11 protein-coding genes and 2 pseudogenes are annotated in these 12,238 nt (G+C 65.2%); 5 read left to right on the top strand and 8 right to left on the bottom strand.

Annotated elements, in window-relative coordinates; genetic code table 11:
- The first annotated feature begins 83 nt into the window (after window positions 1-83).
- Window positions 84-1,688 carry an ABC transporter substrate-binding protein gene (locus tag HZZ16_RS01345; RefSeq protein ID WP_197946688.1) on the top strand — a complete coding sequence of 535 codons (1,605 nt, stop codon included), beginning with the start codon at window positions 84-86 and terminating at the stop codon, window positions 1,686-1,688.
- 17 nt (window positions 1,689-1,705) lie between these two features.
- Window positions 1,706-2,647, top strand: coding sequence for an ABC transporter permease (locus HZZ16_RS01350; RefSeq protein WP_197946689.1), 942 nt, complete (start codon window positions 1,706-1,708; stop codon window positions 2,645-2,647).
- Here the strand turns inward: HZZ16_RS01350 and HZZ16_RS37835 are convergent.
- Window positions 2,641-2,766: a hypothetical protein gene (locus tag HZZ16_RS37835; RefSeq protein ID WP_283815747.1), complete on the bottom strand. Its 126-nt coding sequence runs from the start codon at window positions 2,764-2,766 to the stop codon at window positions 2,641-2,643. The genes HZZ16_RS01350 and HZZ16_RS37835 overlap by 7 nt on opposite strands.
- Between HZZ16_RS37835 and HZZ16_RS01355 the strand changes: the two are divergent.
- From HZZ16_RS01355 to HZZ16_RS01365, 3 genes and pseudogenes are all read left to right on the top strand, one after another.
- A pseudogene (locus tag HZZ16_RS01355) lies at window positions 2,713-3,322 on the top strand (ABC transporter permease). The gene HZZ16_RS37835 and the pseudogene HZZ16_RS01355 overlap by 54 nt on opposite strands.
- A gap of 19 nt (window positions 3,323-3,341) precedes the next feature.
- Window positions 3,342-4,096 (top strand): annotated as a pseudogene (locus tag HZZ16_RS01360) (ABC transporter ATP-binding protein).
- On the top strand, window positions 4,093-5,103 hold the full coding sequence (locus HZZ16_RS01365) for an ABC transporter ATP-binding protein (RefSeq protein WP_197946690.1): 1,011 nt from the start codon (window positions 4,093-4,095) through the stop codon (window positions 5,101-5,103). The pseudogene HZZ16_RS01360 and the gene HZZ16_RS01365 overlap by 4 nt, the downstream one beginning before the upstream one ends.
- Here HZZ16_RS01365 and HZZ16_RS01370 read toward each other — a convergent pair.
- The 7 genes from HZZ16_RS01370 to HZZ16_RS01400 all read right to left on the bottom strand — a co-directional run bounded on the left by HZZ16_RS01370 (window position 5,075) and on the right by HZZ16_RS01400 (window position 12,234).
- Window positions 5,075-5,362 (bottom strand): YciI family protein, encoded by a 288-nt coding sequence (locus HZZ16_RS01370; RefSeq protein WP_197946692.1) that lies wholly within the window; start codon window positions 5,360-5,362, stop codon window positions 5,075-5,077. The two genes, HZZ16_RS01365 and HZZ16_RS01370, sit on opposite strands and share 29 nt — an antisense overlap.
- A gap of 75 nt (window positions 5,363-5,437) precedes the next feature.
- Complete coding sequence (locus tag HZZ16_RS01375; RefSeq protein WP_197946694.1) at window positions 5,438-6,412, bottom strand: sugar ABC transporter substrate-binding protein; 975 nt, start codon at window positions 6,410-6,412, stop codon at window positions 5,438-5,440.
- Window positions 6,413-6,453: 41 nt separating this feature from the next.
- Complete coding sequence (locus HZZ16_RS01380) at window positions 6,454-7,431, bottom strand: ABC transporter permease (protein WP_197946696.1); 978 nt, start codon at window positions 7,429-7,431, stop codon at window positions 6,454-6,456.
- Complete coding sequence (locus HZZ16_RS01385; protein WP_197946698.1) at window positions 7,428-8,378, bottom strand: ABC transporter permease; 951 nt, start codon at window positions 8,376-8,378, stop codon at window positions 7,428-7,430. The genes HZZ16_RS01380 and HZZ16_RS01385 overlap by 4 nt, the downstream gene beginning before the upstream one ends.
- Entirely contained in the window at window positions 8,371-9,894 is a 1,524-nt protein-coding gene (locus HZZ16_RS01390; protein ID WP_197946700.1) for a sugar ABC transporter ATP-binding protein, read from the bottom strand. Before HZZ16_RS01390 ends, HZZ16_RS01385 begins: the two co-directional genes overlap by 8 nt.
- Window positions 9,895-9,904: 10 nt before the next feature.
- Complete coding sequence (locus HZZ16_RS01395) at window positions 9,905-11,299, bottom strand: FAD-linked oxidase C-terminal domain-containing protein (RefSeq protein WP_197946702.1); 1,395 nt, start codon at window positions 11,297-11,299, stop codon at window positions 9,905-9,907.
- A 50-nt stretch (window positions 11,300-11,349) separates the two neighbouring features.
- Window positions 11,350-12,234 carry an intradiol ring-cleavage dioxygenase gene (locus HZZ16_RS01400; protein ID WP_197946704.1) on the bottom strand — a complete coding sequence of 295 codons (885 nt, stop codon included), beginning with the start codon at window positions 12,232-12,234 and terminating at the stop codon, window positions 11,350-11,352.
- Between the last annotated feature and the right edge of the window lie 4 nt (window positions 12,235-12,238).

The following is a 12,238-nucleotide window of genomic DNA, read 5'->3' on the forward strand; positions in this document are numbered from 1 at the left end:
TACCATTTGCTTGCAAATGGGTTCGGTTTCACTTGCCCTTTGCCAATGAACAGCTGGCATCACGGCATTTCTGGGAGGACTTCATGGATCGCAGGACGGTATTGAAGGGATTGGCTGGCGCGGGCAGCTTGGCGTTGACGGGTGGCCTGTCGGCCCCGGCGATCGCCCAGGGTGCCGCGGCGCGCACCCTGCGTTTCGTGCCTCAGGCCAATCTCGCCAATTTCGATCCGATCTGGGGCACGCAATATGTCGTGCGCAATGCCGCCGCGATGGTCTGGGACACGCTCTACGGCATCGATTCCTCGTTCCGGCCGCAGCGGCAGATGGTCGAGTCCGAGGAAGTGACCGACGACGGCACCACGTGGACGTTCAAGCTGCGGCCCGGCCTCAAGTTCCACGATGGCGAGCCGGTGCTCAGCAAGGACGTGGTGGCAAGCCTGACGCGCTGGTCGGCGCGCGATCCGATGGGCCTGATGATCAAGGCGCTCCAGCAGGAGCTCACGGCCGTCGACGACCGCACCTTCAAATGGGTGCTGAAGCAGCCCTTCCCGAAATTGCTCTACGCGCTCGGCAAGAACAATTCGCCTTGCAGCTTCATCATGCCGGAGCGCATCGCGCAGACCGATCCGTTCAAGCAGATTTCTGAATATATCGGCTCCGGTCCGCTGAAGTTCGCCAAGAGCGAGTGGGTCCCCGGTGCGAAGGCCGTGTTCGAGAAATTCGCCGACTATTCACCGCGGCAGGAGAAGTCGTCATGGCTGGCCGGTGGCAAGCAGGTGATGGTCGACCGCATCGAGTGGGTGATCATGCCGGATCCGGCAACCGCGGCGGCCGCGTTGCAGAACGGCGAGATCGACTGGTGGGAGAACCCGATCGCGGATCTCGTTCCGGTTCTGAAGAAGAACAAGAACATCAACGTCGATATCGGCGATCCCCTCGGCAATATCGGCTCGTTCCGCATGAACTTCCTCTATCCGCCGTTCAACGACGTCAAGGCGCGGCGTGCCGTGCTGATGGCGCTCAGCCAGGAAGACTACATGCGCGCGATCGTCGGCGATGACAATTCGCTGTGGAAGCCGCTGCCCGGCTACTTCACGCCGGATACGCCGCTCTACACCGAAGTGGGCGGCGAGATCCTGAAGGGCAAGCGCGATCTGGACGCCGCCAAGAAGCTGCTCGCCGAGAGCGGTTATTCCGGCCAGCCGGTGACGTGCCTCGTGGCGCAGGACCAGCCAATCACCAAGGCGATGGGCGACGTCACCGCCGACCTTCTCAAGAAGCTCGGCATGAATGTCGACTTCGTCGCAACCGATTGGGGCACGGTCGGCTCCCGCCGCGCGCAGAAGACGCCTCCGGGACAGGGCGGCTGGAACATGTTCCACACCTGGCACGCAGGCGCGGATTGCGTCAATCCGGCTCCCTACACCGCCATTCGTGCTAACGGCGACAAGGCCTGGTTCGGCTGGCCCACCAGCGCGGCCACCGAAAAGGAGGTCGCCTCGTGGTTCGAGGCCAAGAACATCGACGAGGAGAAGGCCGCCATCGGCCGCCTCAACAAGGCGGCGATCGATGACGTCGTCTACGCGCCGACCGGTTTCTTCCTGAGCTACACCGCGTGGCGCAAGAACGTCTCCGGCGTTGCCAAGGGACCGCTGCCGTTCTTCTGGGGCGTGTCGAAGTCCGCATGATCGCGCGCTGAGGCCAGATGCTCTCCTACATCCTCCGTCGCATCGTCGCGACCTTGCCAGTCATGGCCATCGTCGCGCTGTTCGTGTTCAGCCTGCTCTACATCGCGCCCGGTGATCCGGCCGTGGTGATCGCGGGCGACCAGGCGAGCCCGGAGGATGTGGAGCGCATTCGCCAGAGCCTCGGCCTCGACCGGCCCTTCCTGGTCCAGTTCGGAAGCTGGGTTTGGCGCATCCTGCACGGCGATCTCGGCACCTCGATCTTCACCAACCTGCCGGTCTCGGCGATGATCGGGCAGCGTCTCGGACCGACGCTGTCGCTGATGATCGTCACGCTGCTGCTCACGATCGTGGTGGCGGTGCCGCTCGGCGTGGTGGCGGCATGGAAGGCCGGCAGCCTGATCGATCGCGTCATCATGGGCTTTGCCGTGTTCGGCTTCTCGCTGCCCGTCTTCGTGGTCGGCTACATGCTCGCCTACATCTTCGCGCTGGAGCTGGAATGGCTGCCGGTGCAGGGCTACACGCCGCGGGCCCAGGGTTTCTGGCCGTGGCTGGAAAACCTGATCCTGCCGGCGGTCGCGCTCGGCTGCGTCTATATCGCGCTGGTCGCACGCATCACACGGGCCGCCATGCTCGAAGTGCTGCAGCAGGACTATATCCGCACCGCCAAGGCCAAGGGCCTCGGGCAGGGCGGCATCCTGTTCATCCATGCCCTGAAGAACGCGGCGGTGCCGATCGTCACCGTGATCGGGATCGGCATCGCGCTCCTGATCGGCGGCGCGGTCGTGACCGAGAGCGTGTTCGCGATCCCCGGTCTCGGCCGCCTCACCATCGACGCCATCCTGCGCCGTGACTACCCGGTGATCCAGGGCATCGTGCTGCTGTTCAGCTTCGTCTACGTCCTCGTCAATCTGATGATCGACGTCGTCTACACGCTCGTTGACCCGAGGATCCGCTATTGACCGACACCACCGTCAACCCGCAATCGCTTCCGGCCGGCCTGGTCGTCGCGCCGCAACTGCCCGAGATCCTGCGGCCGGTCAGGATACGGCGCGGCTTCGTCGGCCTCCTGCGCGGCCATCCGACCGTCGCGATCGGCGGCGCGCTGCTGCTGATGCTGGTGCTGATCGCGATCTTTGCGCCTTACCTCGGCACGGTCGACCCGACCGCGCTTGCGCCCGCCAAGCGTACCCGCGCGCCGTGGCAGCGTCGGCAATGTCATCCTGGCGATCACCATCGCCGAGATCCCGCGCGTCTCGCGCCTCGTCCGCAGCGTGGTGCTGTCGTTGCGCGAACAGCCCTATGTGGACGCGGCGGTGGCCTGCGGCACCCGCACGCCGATGATCATCCTGCGCCATATCCTGCCCAACACGGTTGCGCCGATGCTGGTCCAGGCGACCTATATCTGCGCCAGCGCCATGATCACCGAGGCGATCCTGTCCTTCATCGGCGCCGGCACGCCGCCGACCATCCCGTCCTGGGGCAACATCATGGCCGAGGGCCGCGCGCTGTGGCAGGTGAAGCCCTACATCGTGTTCTTCCCGGCGGCGTTCCTGTCCGTCACCGTGCTCGCCGTGAATCTGCTCGGCGACGGCCTTCGCGATGCGCTCGACCCGCGCATGGCCAAGAGTCTCTGATGGATCGAGGCTGATTGCGATGGCTTTGCTCGAAGTCGAGAACCTCCAAACCCATTTCCGCACGCCCGGCGGCATCAACCGCGCGGTTGACGGGGTATCCTTCCATGTCAACGAGGGTGAGACGCTCGCCATCGTCGGCGAATCCGGCTGCGGCAAGTCGGTGACGTCGATGTCCTTGATGCGGCTGATTCCGGAGCCGCCGGGCCGGATCGCAGGCAGCATCCGCTTCGCCGGCAAGGATCTCCTGAAACTGTCCGACCGCGAGATGCGCGCGATCCGCGGCAACGACATCTCGATGATCTTTCAGGAACCGATGACGAGCCTGAACCCGGTGCTCACCGTCGGCCGCCAGATCCGCGAGACCTTGATGATCCATCAGGGCCTCGACAAGCAGGCGGCGGAGGCGCACGCGGTCGAGATGCTCACGCTGGTCGGCATTCCCGAGCCGAAACGGCGCGTTGGCGAGTATCCGCACCAGCTGTCCGGCGGCATGCGGTGGCCGAGCTGTTCCGTTCGCCACGTCATCCCTATACGCAGGGCCTGCTTGGCGCAGTGCCGAAGCTCGGCTCCTCGCTCGCGGGCACCGCGACCCGCCTTGCCGAGATTCCTGGGCAGGTCCCTGATCTCCGCAAGCCGATCACCGGATGCGTCTTCGCCGGCCGCTGTGCGCTTGCGACCGATGTCTGCAGGCAATATGCGCCGGGACTGGAAGAGAAGGGCCCGCGCCACGTCGCCGCCTGCCATTACGCTGCCAAGGGGGCCGTCGCGGCATGAGTCCTCCGCTGCTCCAGGTCAACGACCTCAAGAAGCATTTTCCGGTCAAGCGCGGCCTGTTCGGCCGCAAGTCCGAATTCGTCTACGCGGTGGACGGCGTCTCCTTCGAGATCGCGCGCGGCGAGACGCTGTCGCTGGTCGGCGAGTCCGGCTGCGGAAAATCAACGGTCGGCCGCGCCGTTTTGCGGCTGTTCGAGATCACCTCGGGCCAGGTCATCCTCGATGGCCAGAGGATCGACGACGCCGCGCCGGGCACGATGCGCCAGATGCGCCGCCGCGTGCAGGTCGTATTCCAGGATCCGTTCTCCAGCCTCAATCCGCGCATGCGCGTGCGCGACATTCTCGCCGAGCCGATCCGCAATTTCGACCTCGCCAAGTCCGCAGAGGATCTCGAGGTCCGTGTCACATCGCTGATGGACACGGTGCGCCTGCCGCGCGAGGCCCTGAACCGCAGGCCGCACGAATTCTCCGGCGGCCAGCGTCAGCGCATCGGTATCGCGCGGGCGCTTGCGGCCGAGCCCGAGCTGATCGTCTGCGACGAGGCGGTTTCCGCGCTCGACGTTTCAGTCAAGGCGCAGATCGTCAATCTACTGCAGGATCTCCAACGCGAGTTCGGCCTCGCGCTGCTGTTCATCAGCCACGATCTCGCCATCGTCGAGCACATGACGCACCGCGTAGCGGTGATGTATCTCGGCAAGATCGTCGAGGTGGCGCCGCGCCGCGAGATCTTCGCCGCGCCGAGGCATCCCTACACCAAGGCGCTGCTTTCGGCCGTGCCGCTTCCGGAGCCCGGAGCCCAGCGCAATCCCATCATCCTCAAGGGCGACGTGCCGAGCCCGATCAATCCGCCGAAGGGATGTCGCTTCCACACCCGTTGCCCGTTCGTGTTCGACCGCTGCCGGAGCGAGGAGCCGACGCTGCGCGCGGTCGGAGCCGAGCAGTGGGTGGCCTGTCACCTCGACGAAGTGCCGTACGAGCTCATCCCCGCCGGCGCAGGAAGCCGGTGATCGTGACCTTTTCCCAGATGCCGGCCGCGGCAAAGGGATCTGTACGGTTGAAAGCTTCGACCTCGGCGCGGCCGGGAGCCTCGATCAGGAACAGGCTACCGATCATGCTCTGGCCATCGTCGGAGACGAGTGGTCCCGACATCACGATCTTGACGCCGAACCGCGAGGTGTCGCTGAGGAAAGCCTTGTGGGCATCGTAATTGGCGAGCCGGGTCGGCAACGCGCCGGCGCGGTCGACGGCGTGAATGGCGAACAGCATGGTGTCTCCGTTCTTGCTTAGCTTCTTGGGACGGCCGCGGGCTGCGGCCGTCCGGGTTTGGTGTGGTCGCGTCGTCTACTTCGCGCTGAGCTTGCCGGCGTCCTCGAAGGTCGGACAGGTCCGCTGCTCCAGCGGCACGTCGAACGGCCCGTAATTGTCCTTGGTGATCACGGTCGGCTTCAGCACGATCTCGCTGATGACGGGCTGGTTGCGCAAGGCGCGGATCGCCATCATGGTGCCGAGGCAGCCTTGCGCAAATCCGTTGTAGTCGCCGCTGGCGAGCAGCTTGCCGGACTTGATCGCGTCGATCGCCTCCTTGGTGCCGTTGATGCCGATCACCTGCGCCTTGCGGTTGGCGCCGTCGAGCGCTTCGATCGCGCCGACCGCCATGGCATCGTTGGCCGCCAACACGCCGTCGATCTGCGAATTCGACTGCATCAAATTCTCCATGACCTGGAGCGCCTGGAGCCGCTGATAATTGCCGGGCTGCGAGGCCAGCAGCTTGGCGCCGGGCGCTTCCTTCAGCGCGTCGTTGAAGCCGCGCACGCGGTCGACATTGGTCAGCGAGCCCTTGACGCCTTCGATGATGACGATGTTGCCCTTGCCGCCGAGCGTCTTGAGCAGGAAACGCGCGGTCTCCAGCCCAAGGCTGTAATCGTCGGCGCCGACGAAGGACAGGAACTTGCCGCCAGCAGAACGGTCGGTGATGTTGACGACCGGGATCTTGGCTTCGTTGATCTTCTCGACCCCAGGGACCATCGCCTTGTAGTCGACGGGCGTGAACACGATCGCGCTTGGCTTCTTCACAACGACGTCCTCGATCTGGCTGAGCTGCTCGGGAATCGAGTCCGGCTTGGTCGGGATGTACTGCAGCGTTTTCGCGTTCAGCGTCTTCGCCATGTTGTCGGCGCCGACCCGCACCGTCTGGAAGAACGGGTTGGTCTGGTTCTTGGTGAAGACGGCGATGGTCTCGCCGTCGGCGCGTGCCCCATTCGTGAATGCGGCCGCCATCAGCAGCGGCAGCGCCAGATAGCCCAGTCCTTGTTTCATGTTGCCTCCATCCCTCATTTTGCTTGTTGGATTTCCATGACTCATTGCGCGCGGCGGCGGGTTTTCATGTCGAGCCAGACCGCGAGAATGACGATGACGCCGGTGACGAGCGGCTGCCAATTGGCGCTGACCGCGAGCAGGTTCATGCCGTTCAGCACCAAGGTCAGGATCAGCGCGCCGATGAAGGTGCCGAACACGGTGCCGACGCCGCCGAACAGCGAGGTGCCGCCGATCAGAACGGCCGCGATCGCCGGCAGCGTCAGGCTCTCGCCGATATCGGCCTCTGCCGAATTGAGCCGCGACAGGAAGATGATCGAGGCAAGTCCCGCCATGGTGCCTGATACCGCGTAGACCAGCAGCAGGCGCCGCGCGACGGGAATGCCTGATAATCGCGCGGCGACAGGATTGGCGCCGATCGCATAGATCTCCTGGCCCCAGACCGTGCGCTGCGCGAAGAACGTCCCGATGCCGAGGAACACCAGGAGCAGATAGATCGGAATGGGCAGGCCGAACAGATAGCCGCTGCCGATCTGGCGGAAGCCTGCGGGGAAGCCGTGCAGGGTCTCACCGGCCATGTACCAGTAGGTGAGGCCGTTCAGCACCCAAAGCATGCCATAGGTAGCGATGAAGGAGGGGATGCGGAGCGCTGTGACCATGACGCCGTTGAGCAGGCCGACGATGCCGCCGCAGGCAAGCCCGGTGAGGATGCCGAGCGCCGGCGAGCCGGTCTTGTGGATCACGGTGCCGGCGAGGCAGGCGGACAACGCGACATTGGCGCCGACGGAGAGATCGAGGCCGGCAGTGAGCACCACCAGCGTCAGGCCGGAGGCGATGAAGAAGGTCAGGCTCGCCTGCCTTAGCACGTTGAGGATGTTGCCGAGGCTCAGGAAGGAATCGCTGAGCACGGCGAGCACCGCGCAGATCAGGAAAGCCGCGAGCAGGCGATAGAACAGCTGGACCGCGTCCTGCGACAGGAAGGAGCGGGGCGGCGCGATGGCGCCCTTGGTGATGTCGGTCATGTGCGGCTCCTGAGGCCGTCGAGGAACAGGGCAACGATGACGAGCACGCCGACGCTGGCGACCTGCACCGAGGAGGGCAGCGAGATCAGGTTCAGCCCGTTGCGCAACACGCCGACGGAGAGAACCCCGAGCAGCGTACCGAGCAGCCAGCCGTTGCCGCGCTCGAACGAGGTGCCGCCGACGGCGACGGCAGCGATGGCATCGAATTCCAGACCGAGGCCGGCGGTCGGATGGCCGGAGTTCATGCGTGCGGTCATCAACAGGCCTGCGATGCCGGCCATGGCGCCGCCGATCGCGTAGACCGCGATCAGCAGCCTGTTGGGTGAGAGCCCGGCATAGCGCAGTGCCTCGCGGTTGCCGCCGAGGGCGAAGATGTAGGTGCCGAAGCGGGTGTGATAGAGCAGGCCGTGAAACGCCGCATAAGTCACCAGCGCCATCACGATCGGCACGGGAATGCCGAGCAGCGTCGCCGAGTAGATGTCACGCACGCTGTGGGGAATGCCGACCACGCTCTGGCCGTCGCTGACGATCAGCGACAGGCCCTGCGCCATGCCGAGCGTGCCGAGGGTCGCGACGAAGGGCGGTATGCCGAGAATGGCGACCAGCCAGCCGTTGGCAACACCAAAGGCCGTGCCGACCAGAAGGCCGGCGCCGAGACCCAGCAACATCGACTTGGTCGCAAGCGACACGATCGCGACGCAGAGCGAGGTCAGCGTCAGCACCGCGCCCATCGACAGGTCCAGCCCCTCCGTCATGATGATAAGAGTCATCGGCAGCGCGAGCATGGTCAGGATGGTCGACTGCACCAGCACGTTGGAGAGGTTGGCGACCGAGAGGAAGCCGGGCGCGATCACGCTGAACAGCGCGATCAGCAGCACCAGCACCATGGCCACACCGGGAATGCGCTGCAGCGGATTGGGCTCCGAAGCGACTGCGACCTCACGCATGATGCATCCCCAATCGCACGATGTTCTCCTCGGTCAATTCGTTGCGTGTCAGGTGTCCGGCGATGCGTCCCTCGCGCATCACATAGGCGCGGTCGCAGACATGGCAGATCTCGACCTGCTCGGACGAGATCATCAGCGCCGCCGCGCCTTCCGCGACGAGGCGGTCGATCAGCGCGAAGATTTCCGACTTGGCGCCGATGTCGATGCCCCGCGTCGGCTCATCGAAGATGAAGAGGTTCGAGCCGGCGGCGAGCCATTTGCCGATCACGACCTTCTGCTGGTTGCCGCCCGAGAGCAGGCCGACGGTCTGGCGTGCGCTCGGCGTCGCGATGCGGAGCTGCCGGATCAGTCCGTCGGCGGTACGCTGGGCCGAGCGCTGGTCGAACAGCCCGCTCGGGAACAGCTTTTTCAGCGCCGACACCACCAGATTGTCGCTGACGGATCGCAGCAGCGCGAGACCTTCGCTCTTGCGGCTCTCCGGGATCAGCGCGATGCCGCGGCGGGCGGCGAGATCTGGCTCGCCGGAAATGCTCTTGCCGTCGAAGATAATCTCACCCGAGGTCACGGGATCGGCGCCGAAGATCGCGCGGGCGACCTCGCTGCGGCCGGAGCCGACCAGGCCGCATAGCCCGACGATCTCGCCGCGCCGCACCTCGATGTTGATGTCGGAAATGCCGGAGGGCGCGCTCAGGCCCTTGACCTCGAGCAGCACCTCGCCCGGCTTGTCGGCGAAATGGCGCGGATAGGTCATATCGACGTTGCGGCCGACCATCATGCGCACCAGCTGGTCCGGCGTGACGTCGGCAGGCCGGACGCCGTCGATGCGGCGGCCGTCGCGCAGCACGGTGATGCGATCACCGAGCGCGAACACTTCGGCCATACGATGCGAGATATAGACGATGGAGACGCCGTCAGCCTTCAGCCGCGCAATCAGCGCGAACAAGAGCTCGGTCTCGCGGTCGGACAGTGCCGCGGTGGGCTCGTCCATAACAAGGATGCGGGCATTCTGGCTGATCGCTTTGGCGATCTCGACCATCTGCTGCTGCGCGACACCGAGCTTGTCGACGGTGGTGGAGGGATCGATGTCGAAGCCGATGGTGTCGAGCACGCGCCTTGCGTCGGCCAATATCCTGCGGCGGTCGATGGTGCCGGGAATGCGGCCCTTCGGCTCGCGGCCGAGGAAGATGTTCTGGGCGATGTCGAGATAGGGGACCAGCGAGAATTCCTGGAAGATCACGGCGATGCCGAGCTTCTGCGCATCGGCGGTCGAGGAGATCGCGACCTTCTCTCCCTTATGGTAGAATTCTCCGGCGTCGGCGCGATAGGCGCCGCACAGCACTTTCATCAGGCTCGACTTGCCGGCGCCGTTCTCGCCCAGCAGCATGTGCACTTCGCTGGGGTAGACGGCAAAGGACACGTCGTCCAGCGCCTTGACGCCTGGAAACTCCTTGCTGATGCCGCGCAGCTCCAGCAGCGGCGTGGGCGAGGTGACCTCGATCGGGAGCGCGTCGCTCATGGCTTGTTGCTCATGTTTTGGCTCTGCCAGCAAAGATCTTTCCGGGGTTCATCAATCCGTTAGGATCGAGCGCTGCCTTGATCGATCGCATCACATCTACGGCCTCGCCGAGCTCGTCGGTGAGATAATCGATCTTGCCGAGCCCGATGCCGTGCTCGCCGGTGCAGGTGCCGTCCATGGCGATGGCGCGGGCGACCATGCGGGCCTGCAGCGCCTTGGCGCCTTCGGCCTCCTCCGGTCTTGTCGGGTCGATCAGGATCAGCATGTGGAAATTACCGTCGCCGACATGGCCGACGATCGGCGCGGTGAAGCCATGCTCGTCCGCATCGCGCCGCGTCTCGGTCAGGCATTCCGCCAGACGCGAGATCGGGACGCAGACGTCGGTGATCACGGCGCGTGCGCCGGGCCGCAGGCCGAGGCCGGCATAGAGCGTGTTGTCGCGGGCGTGCCAGAGCCGGCTGCGGTCTTCCTGTGCCTTGGCCCAGGCAAAGCCATGGCCGCCGTGCTCGGCCGCGATCGCCTGCGCGGCCTCGGCCTGCTCGGCGACCGATGTCTCCGAGCCATGGAATTCGAAGAAAAGGGTGGGGGCCTCGCGATAGCCGAGCTTGGCGTAGCCGTTGATGCCGCGCATCATGACGTCGTCGAGCAGCTCGATCCGCGCCACGGGGATCGCGGACTGGATCACGGAGATGGCGGTGTCGACGGCCTCGTGCAGGGTGTCGAAGCTGCAGACTGCGGCCGAGATCGCCTGCGGCACGGGGTGCACCTTCAGCGTGATCTCAGTGATGACGCCAAGCGTGCCTTCCGCGCCGACGAACATACGCGTCAGATCATACCCGGCCGCCGATTTGCGCGCGCGCCGGGCGGTGCGGATGATGCGCCCGTCGGCCAGCACGACCTCGAGCGCCATGACGTTGTCCTTCATGGTGCCGTAGCGCACCGCCATCGTGCCCGAGGCGCGCGTCGAGGCCATGCCGCCGATCGAGGCGTCGGCGCCGGGATCGATCGGGAAGAACAGGCCGGTATTGCGCAGTTCCGCATTGAGCTGCTTGCGCGTGATGCCGGGCTGCACCACGACATCCATGTCGCTGTCGTGCAGGCTGAGCACCTTGTTCATGCGCGCGAAGTCGAAGCAGACGCCGCCCGCGACCGAGGCAGCATTGACTTCGAGCGAAGTGCCGGCGCCGAACGGGACGATCGGCATGCCCGCGTCGGCGCACAGCTTGACGATCTTGGCGACTTCCTGCGTGGTCTCGGGGAAGACGACGATGTCGGGCGGCAGGCTCTGATAGTGCGACTCGCTCTGCCCGTGCTGATCAAGCACGCCGCGCGCGACGCTCGCGCGCGGACCGATCATGCCGGTGAGGCGCTCGGCCAAAATGCCCGTGCTGACCCGCGGTCCCATCCTCAGCTCCCGTCCCTGTTTTACGGACTCTTGTTAGTCCGTCGTTGAGCTTAAGCGGCTCTAGCGTTGCTTGCGACCTGCTTCAGGCCGAAATCATAGTTGAGATGAAAATAGTCGCGCTCCACCATGCGACCATCCGGCGCACGGCCGGCGGGATGACGGACGAATTCGCGGATCAGGCTGTCCTTGACGCCGAACACCACGTCGCTGTCGAGATATTGATCGCCGGCAACGAACACGTGCGTCACCAGCTGCTCGAAACCTGGCGCTGAGATCATGAAGTGCACATGCGCCGGGCGCCAGGGATGGCGTCCCTGCACTTCGAGCATCTCGCCGACTGGTCCATCATGCGGAATCGGGTAAGCGGCCGGCTTGATCGACCAGAAATGGAAGCGGCCATTGGCGTCGGTGTGGAAGCGGGCGCGCATCGCGAGATCGCCGATCTTGTCGAGCTGCTGCACGTCGTAATAGCCATCGTCGTCGGAGTGCCAGACGTCCACGGTCGCTCCGGCGAGTGGCTTTCCGTCCACGGCCGAGACCGAGCCGGTGACCAGCATCGGATCGCCATCCATCGGCCCGGAGATGTCAGCGCCGCTGTCCTTCTCCGGCGCGGCCTGAACGAAGAACGGCCCGAGCACCGTGGTCTCGGTCGCGCCTGCGGGCACCGGATGGTTGATGGCATCGACCAGCATGGAGACGCCGAGCGTGTCCGACAGCAGGATGAACTCCTGGCGCTTGTCGGTGCACATCTGCCCGGTGCGGGTCAGGAAGTCGATGCCGTACTCCCACTCCTTCTGAGTCGGCCGCACCTCGCGGACGAAGGCGTGAAGATGCCGCACCAGCGCCTCGCTCACCTGCTTGATGCGCGGATCGGTCGCGCCCGCGATCCGCTCCAGTACGGCGTCCGTGATCGTGTTTTCGTTGAAATTGCGCATGTGT

This window comes from Bradyrhizobium glycinis, assembly GCF_016031655.1.
GTDB classification, from domain to species: Bacteria; Pseudomonadota; Alphaproteobacteria; order Rhizobiales; family Xanthobacteraceae; genus Bradyrhizobium; species Bradyrhizobium glycinis.

What these genes read in the sequence shown, in the direction of transcription:
- HZZ16_RS01345 (WP_197946688.1), top strand. Translation starts at nt 84, where the DNA reads ATGGATCGCAGGACGGTATTGAAGGGATTGGCTGGCGCGGGCAGCTTG.
- HZZ16_RS01350 (WP_197946689.1), top strand. Translation starts at nt 1,706, where the DNA reads ATGCTCTCCTACATCCTCCGTCGCATCGTCGCGACCTTGCCAGTCATG.
- HZZ16_RS37835 (WP_283815747.1), bottom strand. Translation starts at nt 2,766, where the DNA reads ATGGCCGCGCAGGAGGCCGACGAAGCCGCGCCGTATCCTGACCGGCCG.
- HZZ16_RS01365 (WP_197946690.1), top strand. Translation starts at nt 4,093, where the DNA reads ATGAGTCCTCCGCTGCTCCAGGTCAACGACCTCAAGAAGCATTTTCCG.
- HZZ16_RS01370 (WP_197946692.1), bottom strand. Translation starts at nt 5,362, where the DNA reads ATGCTGTTCGCCATTCACGCCGTCGACCGCGCCGGCGCGTTGCCGACC.
- HZZ16_RS01375 (WP_197946694.1), bottom strand. Translation starts at nt 6,412, where the DNA reads ATGAAACAAGGACTGGGCTATCTGGCGCTGCCGCTGCTGATGGCGGCC.
- HZZ16_RS01380 (WP_197946696.1), bottom strand. Translation starts at nt 7,431, where the DNA reads ATGACCGACATCACCAAGGGCGCCATCGCGCCGCCCCGCTCCTTCCTG.
- HZZ16_RS01385 (WP_197946698.1), bottom strand. Translation starts at nt 8,378, where the DNA reads ATGCGTGAGGTCGCAGTCGCTTCGGAGCCCAATCCGCTGCAGCGCATT.
- HZZ16_RS01390 (WP_197946700.1), bottom strand. Translation starts at nt 9,894, where the DNA reads ATGAGCGACGCGCTCCCGATCGAGGTCACCTCGCCCACGCCGCTGCTG.
- HZZ16_RS01395 (WP_197946702.1), bottom strand. Translation starts at nt 11,299, where the DNA reads ATGGGACCGCGGGTCAGCACGGGCATTTTGGCCGAGCGCCTCACCGGC.
- HZZ16_RS01400 (WP_197946704.1), bottom strand. Translation starts at nt 12,234, where the DNA reads ATGCGCAATTTCAACGAAAACACGATCACGGACGCCGTACTGGAGCGG.